Raw genomic sequence first — 14,446 nt, 5'->3', positions numbered from 1 at the left:
TCATCGAGTGAGCGCTGACGCGACAGAGGTGCGAGTGGCGTTGGCCGTGAGCGCTATCTGAACGTCACCGCGCAGGCGGCCACGGTCAGACCCCCAACACCTCGACCGACGCCCACAGCCCCGCCACGCCGAGCAGCAGCGTCGCAGGCACCGTGACGAGCCCGACGCGGCCGAACTCGAGGAACGGCGCGGGGATCCCCTCGCCATGAACCACGTTGCGCCACAGCAGGTTCGACAGCGATCCGGGATACGTCAGGTTGGGTCCGACGTTGACGCCGATCAGCACGGCCAGCACCGCGGCGGGCCCCGCCGCGACGACGAGCGGCAGCAGCACCAGCACCGCGGGCAGGTTGTTCACGACGTTCGACAGCAGCGCGGCGACCACGGCGATGCCGAGCAACTCCGGGAACGACGTGCCGAGCGGCAGCACGTTGCGCATGGCGGAGTCCAGGCCGTGGTGCATCACCCCGGCGACCACCACCCCGAGGCACAGCACGAACGCCAGGAACGGCACGTTGGCCGATCGCGCGAGGTCGACGACGGTGCTGTTCCGTCGGATCAGGGCGCGCACCCCGAGGACGACGGCGCCGCCGAGCGCGGCCCAGGCAGGCGACGCACCGAACAGCGACACGACCGCGAAGCCCACCAGCGTCAGCCCCAGCACGACGAGGACGAACACCGGCGTCTCGGCGGGCGGCGGTGCCACGTCCCCGGTCGGTACGGCAGCCAGTTCGCGCCGGAAGAACAGCCGCAGCAGCACGAACTCGCCGGCGATGACCAGCAGCCACGGCAGCGTCATGATCGCGGTGAAGTGCGCGAACGTCAGGCCCGCAGTGGTGAACGCCAGCAGGTTGGTCAGGTTGGACACCGGCATCAGCAGCGACGCGCTGTTGGCGAGGTGCGCCGTCGCATAGGCGTGCGGGCGGGACGGCACCCCCAGCGTGCGGGCGGTGGCCAGCACCACCGGGGTGAGTAGCACGACGGTCGCGTCGAGGCTCAGCACCGCCGTCGTGACCGCAGCGATCACGAACACGGTCACCAGCAGGCGCCGCGGGTCGCCCGCACTGCGCCGGGCCATCGCGACGCCCGCGGCGTGGAACAGGCCCTCGTCGTCGCACAGTTTGGCCAGCACCAGGATCGCGGCGAGGAATCCGACGACGGGCAGCAGGTCGCGCACCTCGGCCCACGCGTCGTCGACGGTCACCACGCCGGCGGCGATCAGCAGGCCCGCACCGGGTACCGCGGCGACGGCCTCGGGCAGGTTGCGGGGACGGACCAACGCGAACGCCAGCACCGCGGCGAGCGCCAGCAGTGCCAGCGTCAGGTCCACGGGTCGCAGCGCTCCCAGAGGGTCGGGAGATGCAGCGGTACGCCGTCCTCGCGTGCCAGCCGGGTCAGCACCCGCATGGAGACGTCGAGGTCGTCGCCCGCGTAGGGCAGCGCGCGCAGCGGCTGATGCAGCGGGCGGAAGAAGTCGTCCCAGTGGATCAGCACCACGCGTCGCGCCCCGACGGTGCGCACGGTCTCGGTCCAGTAGTCGACGATGTACCGCTCCGGCTGCAGACCGAGCTGCCCCACGCCGAGGTAGGCGACGTCGGCGCGGCGGCCGGCCAGCGCGCCGGGGACGAATCCGGCGCTGCCGATCACCAGCAACGTGCGGCCGCTCCGGCGGTGGTGCAGGAGAGTGGACCACGACTCGCCGCAGCGGTACGCCGCCGCCCTCACCGGCGGTACGACGGGAGCGACGATGGGGCCCGGGAACCGGTCGGGTGGGCAGTGGTCGCCGACGACCAGCGTCACGTCGAACGCCCCGAGGCTCAGCGGTTCTCCGGGCGTCGCGACCACGATCCGGTCGTCGGGCAGTCCGCCGCCGCGGCCCACGTTGGCGGTCGAGGCGCCCCCGACGAGCGTGGCGCCGGTCCGTGCGGCGACGACGGCGCTGTCCATCGCGTGGTCGAAGTGGGTGTGCACGGGCAGCACCGCGTCGAGTCGTTCGACGCCGAGCCGCGCGAGGCTGCCGTCGATGCGGGGCGCCGACGGCGCGAGCGTGCGCGTCCCGACGGCCAGGAGGCCGGGGCGGGAGAAGAAGCCGTCGGTCATCACCGCCGAGTCGCCGTCGTCGACGAGCAACGTGGTGACGCCGGCCCACGTGACGGTCACGGGTGCGCCATCCGTGGCGGCCGGGGCGTCGAAGTGTGCGGCGTGGTCGGCGAGGTCGGGCCGTCCCAGCTTGAGTCTCATCGGACGAACCCCTCGAGTCGCAGCCCATCGGCGAGCAGACGCTCGCGGACGGCGTGGGCAATCTGGACCGCACCCGGTGAATCACCGTGCACGCACACCGATTCCACGGTGATCGGGATGGTGGAACCGTCGATGGCAGTGACCTCGCCGCGGCCGACCATCGACGCGACGCGGTCGGCGATCTCGGCGACGTCGTGCAGGACGGCGCCGTCCTCGCCTCGCGACACCAGCGTGCCCTCGGGGGTGTAGGCGCGGTCGGCGAAGGCCTCCGGCACCGTGCGCAACCCGACGCGCTCGGCGGCGGCGAAGAACGCCGACCCGCTGAGCCCGAGGACGGGCAGCGCCGGGTCGACGGCGTGCACGGCCTCGGCGACGGCTTCCGCCTGGTCGGCGTGGTGCACGATCGTGTTGTACAGCGCCCCATGGGGTTTGACGTAGGTGACCGTGGAGCCGGCCGCGTGGGCTAGCGCCTGCAGGGCACCGATCTGGTAGATCACGTCGGCCACCAGGTCGTCGTGGGCGACGTCGATGAAGCGTCGGCCGAAGCCCGCGAGGTCGCGGTACCCCACCTGCGCACCGATCCGCACCCCACGCGCGGCGGCGGCCCGGCAGGTGCGGCCGAGGCCGGCCGGATCACCGGCGTGGAACCCGCAGGCCACGTTGGCGCTGGTGACCACGTCGAGCATGGCGTCGTCGTCGCCGAGGCGCCATGCGCCGAAACCCTCGCCGAGGTCGGCGTTGAGGTCGATGGTCACCGGAGGCACGCGGGTCAGCCTACGGTCGGCGTCCGGGTCCACCCGTTCTCGGTGACGAAGTCGGGGAGCGGACGCCCGTGGGTCCAGTCCTCGATCTCCAGGACCGGTCTGGTGGGGAAGGCGGGTACGGGGCCCAGGCACAGCACCGCAACGGGTTCCGCCTCAGCGGGCATGCCCAGCAATTCCGCGAGCCGGGCGGGATCGAAGATCGACACCCAGCCGAGGCCGAGTCCCTCGGCGCGGGCGGCGAGCCACATGTTCTGGATGGCGCACGACACCGAGGCCAGATCCATCTGCGGCATGGTGCGTCGGCCGAACACGTGCCGGCCGCGGTCGTCGCCGAGAGCCACCACGAGGAGTTCGGCGCAGTCGAGGATGCCCTCGACCTTCAACGCCAGGAATTCATCGCCGCGTTCGCCGAGCGCCTCGGCGGTGAGGCGTCGCTCGGCGTCGACGATGGCGTGCACCCCGCGGCGCAGGGCGCCGTCGGTGATCCGGATGAATCGCCATGGCTGCATCAGCCCCACGCTGGGCGCGGCGTGCGCGGCGGCGAGCAGGCGGGCCAGCACGGCGTCGTCGACGGTGCCGCCGACGACGAACTCGCGCATGTCCCGGCGCTCGGCGATCGCGCGGTAGACGGCGCGGCGCTCGTCGTCGGTGAAGGCGTGGACGGACATCGAGGCCAGCTTAGGTGGCAGCATGACGTGGTGACCTCGAGCCGTGCCGACGTTCTGATCACCGCCGCCGACCTGCGGACACTGCTCGCGCAGGGGCCCGTGACCGTCCTCGACGTCCGGTGGGAACTGGCGCGACCCGACGGTCGGGCCGAGTACGAGGCCGGTCACGTGCCCGGTGCGGTGTACGTCTCGCTGGACGACGACCTGACCGACCACGGAGCGGAGGGCCGCGGCAGGCATCCCCTGCCCTCGGGCCGGGCGGTCCAGGACGCGGCGCGGCGGTGGGGCGTACGCGACGGCGTCCCGGTGGTGGTCTACGACGACTGGAACCGTGCCGGATCGGCGCGGGCGTGGTGGGTCCTGACCGCGGCGGGCATCCCGGCCGTGCGGATCCTGGACGGCGGGCTGGCGGCCTGGCGCTCGATCGACGGTGAACTGGAGAAGGGAACGCCCACAACGGTTCCCGGTAACGTCGTCGTCCGTCACGACGACCTGTACGCCGGCGCGCTGCCCACGCTCACCGCCGACCAGGCTGCGGTGGCGGACGGTCTGGTCGACGCGCGCGCGCCCGAACGCTTCCGCGGCGACGTCGAGCCCGTCGATCCGGTGGCCGGGCACGTGCCCGGCGCCGCCAACGTGCCGAGCACGTCGCTGCTGGCCGCCGACGGCACGTTCCGCCCCGACGGCGAACTGGCCGCGAATCTGGCGGGAGCGGGTGCCGCGTACTGCGGATCGGGGGTCACCGCGTCGGTGGTGGTCGCGGCGTCGGCCTCGGTCGGGCGCCCGCTCGCGCTGTTCCCCGGGTCGTGGTCGCAATGGTGCTCGGAGCCGGGCCGGCCGATCGCCACCGGTGACTGAGGGGTGACGGACGGCGAAGTCGTGTTTGCCGCCGGTTTTCGTGGGCACCTGGTGGTCACCATGGCACTCGGACGGCGACGAGGCACGAAGTGGGATCCGCGTGCGCCGGTTGCGGGCATGGCAACGCACGCGGTCTTCGCCGGCGACGTCCGGACCGGCGGACGGGGCGTTCACCGTCCCCCGTGGGCCGCCTGGTGACGGCCGCCCTGGACGATGCCGCGCGGGGCGTGGGCCTGCAGACGGTGTTCCAGCCGATCGTCGCCCTGCCCAGCCAGCAGGTCATCGGCTACGAGGCACTCACCCGCTGGCCCGCCCTGCCCCGGGTGTCGCCGTCGAAGGTCTTCGCCCACGCCCACTCGGCTGGACTGCTGGACGGGCTCGACGCCCTGTGCATCGAACGGGCCGCGGCGACGGCGTTCGACGGCGAGTCGATCCCGGGCATGCTGCTGGCCATCAACTCCGAGCCCGAGGTGGGCGCCTGCGTCGACGCGAGCGGCGCGCTCGCGAAGGCGGCACAGGAGTTCACCGTCGTGTTCGAGCTGACCGAACGTGGGCTGCTGTCCCATCCGAATGCGATGCTGCGCAAGGTCGCTGCGCTGCGCGACGACGGGTTCGTGGTGGCGCTCGACGACGTTGGCGCGCATGCTGATTCGCTGGCGATGCTCGACGTGATCTCGCCCGAGATCATCAAGCTGGACCTGGCCCTGATCCAGCGGCAGCCCGACGGCGTGCAGACCCGGACGCTGGCGGCGGTGCTGGCGCATCACGAACGCACCGGGGCCGTCATCATCGCGGAGGGCATCGAGACCGACGAGCACCTCGAGCAAGCTCTCGCGTACGGCGCCGCGCTGGGCCAGGGCTACCGGTTCGGCGTCCCCAGCGCGCTCGACGTCCGGCCTGCGCCGTGGGAGGGCCCGGCGCCGACCTGCACGCCGCAGGTACCACTCGGCCCGTCGGTGTTCGATCTCGTCACCGCCGAGCTGCCCAGGCGCGTGGTGCGCAAGGAGACCCTGCTGGCGTTCACCCGGCAGATCGAGCGGCTCGCGAGCGCGGCCGACAGCCCACCGATCGTCCTGACGACGCTGCAGCACGTCCGGTACTTCTCCGGGGCCACCCTCGCGACGTACGGCGAGCTGGCCGAGACCAGTCCGCTGGTGGCGATCTTCGGTCAGCAGATGCCCGACGACATCCATCCCCGGATCCGCGGCGTCGACCTGGAGCCGGGGGACCCGCTGTGCCGGGAGTGGTCGCTGGTGATCCTCGGGCCGGACAGTTGCGCGGCGATCATCGCGCGGGAGGTGGACGAGCCCACGGACGGCCGCATCAGCGACGACGACCGGCGGTTCGACATGGCGATCACCTTCGACCGCTCGCGGGTGACGCTGGCGGCGCGCACGTTGCTCGACCACGTGCCGTAGGGGTCAGCGGCTGCGCTTGTGGGCCGTCTCGTAGGCGTCGATCACCGCGGCGGGGATGCGACCGCGGGCGCTCACGTCGTGACCGTTCTCGGTGGCCCAACCGCGGATCGCGGCGGTCGACTCACGCGCCGGTCGCGCCGAGCCGCGTCGGCTGGACTTGGACTTCTTGACACGTGTCGGCTTGCGTGTCGGTCCGGAGACCTGGGTCGCCGCGTCGAGGTAGGGCTTGAGCGCCTTCTCGAACTTCGCGATGTTCGCGTCGGTCAGATCGATCGTGTATTTCGTTCCCTGGAAGGCGAAGTCGACGGTTCCGCCGGCGCCGTCGAGGATCTCGGACTGGTCGAGGTCATCGAGGAGTTGACGAACTATGCGTTCGGCCACGTTGATTCCTTTGGTCGTGGTTTGTCGCAACACTATAAGCCGCGCAGGTCAGTCCAACGTGACGCCGTGGCCGTCCAATTTGCGCAGCACGCCGTCGACGACGGTCGGATCCATGCCTGGTTCGGCGCGGGCGGCCACCACCGCCTCCCGCGCGGCGGTCAGCGCCTCGGCCTCCAGATCGGTTACTCGCCAGATGTGTTCGGTGTCCGGGGTGCCCTCAGCCGGCTCGTCGGGATCGGGTTCGGCGTTCTCGTCGAAGCCCACCTTCCGCCAGATTCTTTCCAGATTCCGCCGGGCCTCGCCGGTGAGGTCGTCGTCGACGTCATCGTCTCGTCCGATTTCCGCCAACCGTCCGCGAGCGGCCGTGCGCGCGCGCCGGGCGAGGTCGTGCTCCATGTCGGCCTCCTGGTCCGGCGACCGGTGCACGCCCAGTCGCCGCACCAGGATGGGCAGTGACGGCCCCTGCAGCAGCAGCGTCACGACGATCACGACGAACGCGATGAAGATCAACCGGTCGCGCTCGGGGAAGTCCGCCGGCAGTGCGAGTACCGCGGCGAGCGTCACGACGCCGCGCATCCCGGCCCACGAGGCGATCGTGCGTTCCTGCCAGCCCACGGGTTCGGACTCGGGATCCCGCCGCGCCTTCAATCTCTGGTCGAGCGCGGCGACGGGGAAGATCCACAGGAACCGCACGACGATGACCAGCGCCGTGATGACCAGTGCCTGACCGATGAGCGCGCTCAGATCGCCAGGCACCGCACTCGCGACGGCACGCAGTTCCAGCCCCACGAATGCGAAGGCGGCACCGGTCACCAGGAGTTCGATGATCTCCCAAGCGGTTTCGGACACCAGCCGGGTCTGCGCGGACTCGGCGTCCGCGTACCGGCTCAGTGCCAGCGCGAGCGTCACCACCGCGAGCACCCCGCTGCCGTGTGCGGCGTCGGCGAGTCCGTAGGCGGCGAACGGGATCAGCAGGACCAGCGCGCTGCCCGCGGGGTGGGCGGGGAGCTTGGTCAGCAGCCAGCGCATGGAGACGGCGAGCACCAAACCGATCGCGATGCCGACCACCACCGACAGTGCCAGGCTGCTGCCCGCGCCCCACGGCGACACCGACCCGGTGAGCGCGCCGGCGACCGCGACCTCGTAGAGCACCAGCGCCGTCGCGTCGTTCGACAAACCCTCGCCCTCCAGCGTCGTCCGCAGTCTGCGGGGCAGCCGGAGTTCGCGTGCGGCAGCCGTGGCCGCCACCGGATCCGGCGGGGCGACGGCGGCACCGAGGGCGACGGCGGCCAGCAGCGGCAGACCCGGGACGAGGGCCTGCAGCGCGAAGGCCACCGAGAACGCCGTCACGCCCACCAGGGCCACGGCGAGCAGACCGATCGCGCGACGGTTGTCGAGGAACTGTCGCCACGAGGTGCGGCGCGCGGCCGCGAACAGCAGCGGTGGCAGTACCAGCGGGAGGATCAGGTCCGGTTCGATCGACGGCGTCGGCAGGCCCGGCACGTAGGCGACCGCCAGTCCCAGGACCAGGAGCAGCACCGGATAGGGCAGCCTGATGCGGTCCGCGACCGGAGCGAGCAACACGGTGGCCGCGAACAGAGCCAGCAGAAGCGTCAGTTGCGCCATGGGTCCTCGAACACCGGGGAGCACTTACCCCGTCGTCAATCCGTGCAAACGGGCGCACGGGCCCGATTCGTCCTTCGTAATGGAAACGGTTATCGTTATCGCCATGTCCTTCGCGACCCGCTTCGCCGCCGCCGCCCTCGTCGCGGCACCGCTCGCCCTCGCCGGCTGCTCGAGTGCCGACGATCCCGGTGCGGCATCCACGCCGTCGGACGCCGCACCGTGCCCCACCACGCCGGTGGACGTCGTCGTCAGCGTGGACCAGTGGGGTGACGTCGTCCGCGACCTGGGCGGCGCCTGCGCCAACGTGACGACGCTGCTCGCCAGCTCGTCGGTCGACCCGCACGACTACGAGCCGTCGCCCGCCGACGCCGCGAAGTTCGCGGGCGCCCGGATGGTCGTCGTCAACGGCGGCCACTACGACGAGTGGGCGGCCAAGCTCGCGGCCGGCTCGGCGCCCGACGCGCCCGTGGTCGACGCGGTCCTGCTCAGCGGTGGCGAGGCGGGCCACGACCACGATCACGACGAGGCGGGCCACGAGCACGATCACGCGGCCGAGGGCAACCCCCACGTCTGGTACAGCCCGACCGCCGTCACCGCCGTCGCCGACGCGGTGACCGCCCAGCTGACCGAACTCGCCCCCGATGCGGGCGACTACTTCGCCGACCGGCGCAGCACGTGGACCGCGACCATGAAGCCCTACGACGACGCCATCGCCGCGATCAAGGCAGGCGCGACGGGCAAGACCTACGCCGCCACCGAGAGCGTGTTCGACGACATGGCCGCCGCCGTCGGGCTGGCCAACGGGACGCCGCAGGGCTATCAGACCGCGTCCAACAACGAGACCGACCCGTCGCCCGCCGACCTCGACGCGTTCCTGTCGGTGCTCCGTGACAAGCGGGTCGACGTGCTGGTCTACAACACCCAGACGGAGGGCTCGGTCCCCGAGCAGATCCGCCAGACCGCAGAGTCGGCCGGCGTCCCGGTGGTCGAGGTCACCGAAACGGTGGCGCCGGGCGCCGATTCGTTCGAGGCTTGGCAGGTGGCCCAACTGACCTCCCTCGCCAAGGCGCTCGGTGTCGCCGTCTGACGCCCCCGCGCCCCCACCCGCGCCGACCGGCACCGCGAGCGCCGCGGCCCTGACCTTCGACGACGTCAGCGTCGTCCGCGGGGGCAGGCTGGTCTGGTCGGAGGGCACGTTCGACGTTCCCGCGGGCGGCATCATCGCCGTCATCGGCACCAGCGGTTCGGGGAAGACGACGCTGCTGCACGCCGTGCTCGGGATGATCCCCACCGCGTCCGGCGAGATCCGGGTGCTCGGCGAGCGGCCGGGTACGGCGACGGGGCTGATCGGCTACGTGCCGCAGAACTACGCCGCGGCGGCGGGCAGCGCGATCCGTGCCCGGGATGCCGTCCTGCTCGGATTGACCGGCAACCGTTGGGGTTTCGGGCGCGCGAGTGCCGAACAGAAGCGCCGCGTGGACGAGATCCTCGCCGCGGTCGACGCCGGTGAGTTCGCGAACCGACGGCTGTCGCAGCTCTCCGGTGGGCAACGCCAGCGCATCGCCATCGCGGAGGCGCTGGTCGGCAGACCGCGGCTGCTCATCCTCGACGAGCCGCTGACCTCGCTGGACGTCAGGAACCAGCGGGCGATCGTGCGGCTGCTCGCCAGGATCCGCGCGGAGTTCGGGGTCACCATCATGGTGGTCGCGCACGACCTCAACCCGCTGCTGGAGATCCTCGACGGCGCCATCTATCTGCTCGACGGCCACGCCCACTTCGACACGATGGACGAGGTGGTCGACGAGCAATTGCTGACCCACCTCTACGGGACGTCGATCCAGGTGGTGCACACCCCGCAGGGCGAGCTCTACATGCGGAGCGTCTAGGTGACGACCACGACGGTGCTGGCCATCGGGTACCAGGACAACTGGGTGCAGATCCTGGGCTCGGGGTTCATGCGCAACGCGCTGATCGGCGGCACGCTCGTCGCCCTCGCCGCCGGGCTGATCGGCTACTTCATCATCGTGCGCAACAGCGCGTTCGCCGCGCATGCGCTGGCACACATCGGATTTCCCGGTGCGACGGGCGCCGTACTGGTGGGGCTGCCCGTCACCGCCGGGCTGGCGATCTTCTGCATCGGCGGCGCACTCGTCATCGGCGCGCTGGGCAAGCGCGCCGACGAACGCGAGGTGGCCACCGGCACGGTGCTGGCGGCGGCGACGGGCCTGGGCCTGTTCTTCAGCTCGCTGGCCACCCGCAGCAGCAGCACGGTCACCAACGTGCTGTTCGGCAACCTGCTGGCCGTCACGCACGAGCAGCTCGTCACCTTCGGCATCGGCCTCGCGGTGATCGCCGCGGTGATGGCCGTCGTGTACCGGCCGCTGCTGTTCGCGTCGGTCAACCCGGAGGTGGCCGAGGCCAGGGGAGTGCCGGTGCGTGCGCTGTCGGTGGTCTTCATGGTGCTGCTCGGACTGTCGATCACGATGGCCGTGCAGGCCGTGGGGACGCTGCTGCTGTTCGCACTCGTGGTCACCCCCGCCGCCACCGCGATCATGCTGACCGCGCGCCCCGGCCTCGCGATGGCGGTGTCCACGGGCATGGCGATCGCCTCGGTCTGGGTTGGGCTGGCGGCATCGGCGATGTTCAACGTGCCGCCCAGCTTCGTGATCACCACGATCGTCACCGGCGTGTGGCTCGCGGTGTGGTCGGTGGCCAAGCGCGGCCGCACCACCCCGCGCGTCACCTCGTCGCACGGCGCGACCAGCACCGACGCGTGACCGGCGGGTGCCGCCGGGCACCCGGGGTGGCACAAACGCCGAACATAGGGTTTTCCCCGATTCCTCGGCCTCGTCGACGGTGTCAATATCGTTCACGGCGGAACGTTCAGGGTCGTCACTGAGGGGGAGCCGGGCCCGGTCGAGAGGGGGACGACGGGGTCCTGGCGCCAGGTTCGACGAGCACGGCGTATGAGGGGTCGGCGTGGTCGGCGGATCGGGGGGCCACCGCTCGTGCGCGAGCCTGGCAGTGACGAGCCCTGAACGAACCCGCTAGCGTCTTGGAGCATGTCCCGAGGTCCAGCGCCCAGACGGCGGGCGACGCTTGCCTCACTGGCTGCTGAACTCAAGGTGTCCCGCACCACCATCTCGAACGCGTACAACCGCCCCGACCAACTGTCGGCCGAACTCCGCGACCGGGTGCTCGCCGCCGCGAAGGAGATGGGCTACCCGGGGCCGGATCCCGTGGCGCGGTCGCTGCGCACCCGTCGTGCGGGCGCCGTCGGCCTGATGATCACCGAGCCGCTCAACTACTCGTTCAGCGATCCGGCAGCGCTCGACTTCGTCGCGGGCCTCGCCGAATCGTGCGAGGACGCCGGCCAGGGTCTGCTGCTGGTGGCGGTCGGACCCAGCCGCACCGTCGAGGAGGGAACCGCCGCCGTCCTCGCGGCGGGCGTCGACGGCTTCGTGGTGTACTCCGTGTCCGACGACGATCCCTACCTGCCGGTCGTCCAGCAGCGCGCCCTACCGCTCGTGGTCGTCGACCAGCCGAAGGACGTCACCGGCGCATCCACCGTCGGCATCGACGACCGTGCCGCGATGCGGGCGCTGGCGGACCACGTCCTCGGGATGGGCCACCGCGAGATCGGGTTGCTCACCATGCGACTGGGACGCGACTGGCCCTACGGCGACAGGCTGTCCGCGGTCGCCGATCCCGACCGCGCGCACTACGGCGTGCAGCGCGAGCGGATGCAGGGGGTGCGGGACGCCATGGCGGCCCTCGGCCTGGACCCGCAGTCGCTGACCGTCGTCGAGAGCTACGAGCACCTGCCCACGTCGGGTGGCGCGGCGGCGGACGTTGCGCTGGAGGCCAATCCGCGGATCACCGCACTCATGTGCACGGCCGACGTGCTCGCGCTGTCGGCGATGGACCAGCTCCGCGCGCGCGGCGTCTACGTCCCCGGACAGATGACGGTGACCGGGTTCGACGGGATCCCGGACGCACTGTCGCGGGGCCTGACGACCGTGCGCCAGCCGAGCATGGAGAAGGGCAGGCGGGCGGGCCGCCTGCTGCACGAGCCGCCGCGGTCGGGCGTGCCGGTCGACGAGGTGCTCGACACCGAGCTGATCCGGGGCAGGACCTCGGGGCCGCCCGCCTAGATCCGCTCGATCGGAGCTGCGGCGCGCCACTCGTCGAGCATCGGGCGCATGCCGTCGGCCAGCATGGGCAGTTGCGGCGCCATCGCCATCGCGGCCACCATCGCGATCCGGCCGGCCGCCTCGGTGACCCGCAGCACGGCGTCGTCGACCGGCCGCAGACCCAATTCCCGTGCAGCGTCGTCGTATGCGCTGATCGCGTCCGGCCCCACCATCGCCAGGTCGGACTCGACGGCGCCGAGGGTGACCAGTTCGAAGTCCGACCACAGGTCGCCATCGGGCGTGGCGATCATGTTGTGGTACGGCGCATCTCCGTGAATCGTCTGCACGTCCGCGCCGGGGAACGCGGACTCGAACGTCTCGCGCGACGTCAGCACCGGGGCCACCACATCCCACTCGCCTTGTGCGCGTGTGACGTCCGATGGCGGCACCAGGTCCGGCAGCGTCCCCAGCGCTGCCAGTCCGTCGGGGACGTAGCTGCCGAACGGCGTCCAGAAGCCGAGGTCGTCGCCGTCGTAGTCGCGCAGCGCGGCGTGCAGTCGTGCGACCTGACCGACGCGGGTCGCCAGGTCCGGCTCGGTGCCGGGCGCCTCGGCGACGAACTGCCAGAACGTCATCGAGAAGCCGTCCCGGCGCACGGGTTCGCGTGGGACCAGCGGGCTCGGCGCGACGACGGGGTGTCCGCGATCGGCCAGCCAACCCGCGACCGCCAATTCCGAACGCTGCTGCGCCGTCTGCGATTCCGGGTCCGTCGCGTAGGACGGCGGCAGCACGGTGGGCACCCGCACGACGACGGGGCTGGGCACCAGGTGCACGATCACCGAGAACACGTCGTACAGCACCCGAGGCTCTGCGACGGCCAGGCCCAGGGACCGGCCGGCGGTGGTCGCCGCAGCCACCGCGCGTCGCGTGCGGTCGGCGATGTCGTCGGGACTCAACACCGGGCCGCCCTCACCTCCGGGCGGTCAGCACGTACGCCAGGACCTCGGCGACGTCGTCAGGCGTGTCGATCCGGAAGGCCGCCAACGTCTCTCCCGGACCGACCTTGATCCCGACGTCGCCGGTACGCATCCGGCGAAACGCGTTCTCGTCGGTGACGTCGTCACCGAGGAACACCACGGCGGTCGCGTCGGACTGCTCGCGCAGCACGTCGACCGCAGCCCCCTTGTCGGTGGCGACGACCGCGAACTCGAGAACGGCCTTGCCCGCGGTGACGTGGGCGTCCCACGTCCTCGCCGCCAGCCGGGCCTCGTCGAGCGCGGCCTCGGCGTCGGTCGCGGACGCATTGCGCACGTGCAGGGCGACGCTGGCCGGCTTCGTCTCGACGCTGACGCCCGGCTTGCCCACCGAGATCGTCTGCAGTTCGGCGACGATCCGGGCGAGCAGTGCGTGGTCGAACTCCTGGACGAAACCGCTGTCGAACTCCGCGCCATGACTCCCCACCAGATGCACCGTCGGCGGCATCGCGGACAGCTCCCGCAGCACCTCCAGTGCGCGTCCGGACACCAGCGCGACGGTCGTGTCGGGGACGTCGGCGAGCGCCACCAGCGTCTCCGCGGCGGCAGGCAACGCGCGGGCAGCGGACGGGTCGTCGACGATGGGCGCGAGCGTTCCGTCGAAGTCGGAGGTGACGAGCAGGCGCGGGGTACGGGCCACCTCGTCGAGGGCGCGGGTCAGATCGGGCGAGAGCACGCTTACATCCTCGCGGGTGCGCCGCGGCTCAGATCTTGGGGTGCTCGCCGTCGCCGATCAACAGGCGCACGGCGAGGTCGAGACGCTTGCTGACGTCGGTGGCCGAGGCGCGGCGGGTGAGCCACGCCAGCAGGTTCGACAACCACACGTCGGAGATGACGCGGGCGATGTGGAACTGGTCCTCCGTCGGTTCGCCGTCACTCATCGCGCGGGCGAACATCGAATCCATCAGCTTGCCGACGTGATCAACCTCACCGGCGGCGGAGGCGTCGGCGAACACGAACGCGCGGGTCATCGCCTCGGTCAGCAGCGGGTTGCGCTGCATCGAGCGGTTCAGCTTGCCCACCATGATGTTGAGCCGCTGGTACGGGGTGCCGCCGGTGAGCGAGGCCCGGTCGGTCTTGGCGTCGATGCGCTCGAACTCGCGGCCGAGGGCGGACACCAGCAGGTGCACCTTCGACGGGAAGTAGCGGTACAGCGTCCCGACGGCGACGTCGGCGCGTTCGGCGACGGCCCGCATCTGCACGGCCTCGTAGCCGCCCTTCGAGGCGATCGCGAGGGTGGCGTCGAGGATGCGCTTGCGGCGCTCGCGCTGTGCTTCGGATCCGAGTTCGGACTCGGCGAGGACCGCCACGTTCATCACCTGG

At 71.6% G+C, this 14,446-nt stretch carries 15 protein-coding genes; 6 read left to right on the top strand and 9 right to left on the bottom strand.

Annotated features, from left to right (window positions below):
* Positions 1-85 precede the first annotated feature (85 nt).
* From AC1MEY_RS19465 to bluB, 4 genes are read right to left on the bottom strand one after another with little or no spacing between them, the layout of a single operon-like run.
* The gene (locus AC1MEY_RS19465) at positions 86-1,324 is read right to left on the bottom strand and encodes an SLC13 family permease (RefSeq protein WP_480231568.1); all 1,239 of its coding nucleotides are present in this window, start codon (positions 1,322-1,324) and stop codon (positions 86-88) included.
* Positions 1,321-2,241, bottom strand: a complete 921-nt coding sequence (locus AC1MEY_RS19460) for an MBL fold metallo-hydrolase (protein WP_480227061.1) — start codon at positions 2,239-2,241, stop codon at positions 1,321-1,323. Before AC1MEY_RS19460 ends, AC1MEY_RS19465 begins: the two co-directional genes overlap by 4 nt.
* Entirely contained in the window at positions 2,238-2,996 is a 759-nt protein-coding gene (locus AC1MEY_RS19455; protein WP_480231567.1) for a LamB/YcsF family protein, read from the bottom strand. The genes AC1MEY_RS19460 and AC1MEY_RS19455 overlap by 4 nt, the downstream gene beginning before the upstream one ends.
* A gap of 14 nt (positions 2,997-3,010) precedes the next feature.
* The gene (gene bluB / locus AC1MEY_RS19450) at positions 3,011-3,673 is read right to left on the bottom strand and encodes a 5,6-dimethylbenzimidazole synthase (RefSeq protein WP_480227060.1); all 663 of its coding nucleotides are present in this window, start codon (positions 3,671-3,673) and stop codon (positions 3,011-3,013) included.
* Positions 3,674-3,703: 30 nt separating this feature from the next.
* On the opposite strand from bluB, the gene AC1MEY_RS19445 reads away from it, so the two are divergent.
* Complete coding sequence (locus AC1MEY_RS19445; protein WP_480227059.1) at positions 3,704-4,531, top strand: sulfurtransferase; 828 nt, start codon at positions 3,704-3,706, stop codon at positions 4,529-4,531.
* Between the two features lie 194 nt (positions 4,532-4,725).
* Positions 4,726-5,949 carry a sensor domain-containing phosphodiesterase gene (locus AC1MEY_RS19440; protein WP_480227058.1) on the top strand — a complete coding sequence of 408 codons (1,224 nt, stop codon included), beginning with the start codon at positions 4,726-4,728 and terminating at the stop codon, positions 5,947-5,949.
* Between the two features lie 3 nt (positions 5,950-5,952).
* Here the strand turns inward: AC1MEY_RS19440 and AC1MEY_RS19435 are convergent, their stop codons facing one another.
* A complete protein-coding gene (locus AC1MEY_RS19435) occupies positions 5,953-6,330 on the bottom strand; it encodes a histone-like nucleoid-structuring protein Lsr2 (RefSeq protein WP_480227057.1) in 378 nt (125 codons plus the stop codon).
* A 48-nt stretch (positions 6,331-6,378) separates the two neighbouring features.
* On the bottom strand, positions 6,379-7,956 hold the full coding sequence (locus AC1MEY_RS19430) for a Na+/H+ antiporter (RefSeq protein WP_480227056.1): 1,578 nt from the start codon (positions 7,954-7,956) through the stop codon (positions 6,379-6,381).
* 79 nt (positions 7,957-8,035) lie between these two features.
* On the opposite strand from AC1MEY_RS19430, the gene AC1MEY_RS19425 reads away from it, so the two are divergent.
* The 4 genes from AC1MEY_RS19425 to AC1MEY_RS19410 all read left to right on the top strand — a co-directional run bounded on the left by AC1MEY_RS19425 (position 8,036) and on the right by AC1MEY_RS19410 (position 12,110).
* A complete protein-coding gene (locus tag AC1MEY_RS19425; RefSeq protein WP_480227055.1) occupies positions 8,036-9,043 on the top strand; it encodes a metal ABC transporter solute-binding protein, Zn/Mn family in 1,008 nt (335 codons plus the stop codon).
* Complete coding sequence (locus tag AC1MEY_RS19420) at positions 9,030-9,842, top strand: metal ABC transporter ATP-binding protein (RefSeq protein WP_480227054.1); 813 nt, start codon at positions 9,030-9,032, stop codon at positions 9,840-9,842. The genes AC1MEY_RS19425 and AC1MEY_RS19420 overlap by 14 nt, the downstream gene beginning before the upstream one ends.
* A 69-nt stretch (positions 9,843-9,911) precedes the next feature.
* Positions 9,912-10,733, top strand: coding sequence for a metal ABC transporter permease (locus tag AC1MEY_RS19415; RefSeq protein ID WP_480231566.1), 822 nt, complete (start codon positions 9,912-9,914; stop codon positions 10,731-10,733).
* Between the two features lie 285 nt (positions 10,734-11,018).
* Positions 11,019-12,110, top strand: a complete 1,092-nt coding sequence (locus tag AC1MEY_RS19410) for an Rv3575c family transcriptional regulator (protein ID WP_480227053.1) — start codon at positions 11,019-11,021, stop codon at positions 12,108-12,110.
* On the opposite strand, the gene AC1MEY_RS19405 is transcribed toward AC1MEY_RS19410, so the two are convergent.
* The 3 genes from AC1MEY_RS19405 to kstR are packed head-to-tail and all read right to left on the bottom strand — an operon-like array spanning position 12,107 to position 14,433.
* Positions 12,107-13,048 (bottom strand): aminoglycoside phosphotransferase/kinase family protein, encoded by a 942-nt coding sequence (locus AC1MEY_RS19405; RefSeq protein WP_480227052.1) that lies wholly within the window; start codon positions 13,046-13,048, stop codon positions 12,107-12,109. The two genes, AC1MEY_RS19410 and AC1MEY_RS19405, sit on opposite strands and share 4 nt — an antisense overlap.
* A gap of 10 nt (positions 13,049-13,058) precedes the next feature.
* Positions 13,059-13,799: a trehalose-phosphatase gene (otsB, locus tag AC1MEY_RS19400; protein WP_480227051.1), complete on the bottom strand. Its 741-nt coding sequence runs from the start codon at positions 13,797-13,799 to the stop codon at positions 13,059-13,061.
* Positions 13,800-13,827: 28 nt separating this feature from the next.
* On the bottom strand, positions 13,828-14,433 hold the full coding sequence (gene kstR / locus AC1MEY_RS19395; protein ID WP_263997519.1) for a cholesterol catabolism transcriptional regulator KstR: 606 nt from the start codon (positions 14,431-14,433) through the stop codon (positions 13,828-13,830).
* Between the last annotated feature and the right edge of the window lie 13 nt (positions 14,434-14,446).

The sequence above is a fragment of the Mycobacterium sp. PTI7 genome, assembly GCF_056679845.1.
The sequence above is the reverse complement of the archived record's forward strand: the minus strand, read 5'-3'. Positions and strand labels throughout refer to the sequence as shown.

Coding starts and splice junctions, on each gene's coding strand:
- AC1MEY_RS19460 (WP_480227061.1), bottom strand. CDS start 2,241: ATGAGACTCAAGCTGGGACGGCCCGACCTCGCCGACCACGCCGCACAC.
- bluB (WP_480227060.1), bottom strand. CDS start 3,673: ATGTCCGTCCACGCCTTCACCGACGACGAGCGCCGCGCCGTCTACCGC.
- AC1MEY_RS19430 (WP_480227056.1), bottom strand. CDS start 7,956: ATGGCGCAACTGACGCTTCTGCTGGCTCTGTTCGCGGCCACCGTGTTG.
- AC1MEY_RS19425 (WP_480227055.1), top strand. CDS start 8,036: ATGGAAACGGTTATCGTTATCGCCATGTCCTTCGCGACCCGCTTCGCC.
- AC1MEY_RS19415 (WP_480231566.1), top strand. CDS start 9,912: ATGCGCAACGCGCTGATCGGCGGCACGCTCGTCGCCCTCGCCGCCGGG.
- AC1MEY_RS19410 (WP_480227053.1), top strand. CDS start 11,019: ATGTCCCGAGGTCCAGCGCCCAGACGGCGGGCGACGCTTGCCTCACTG.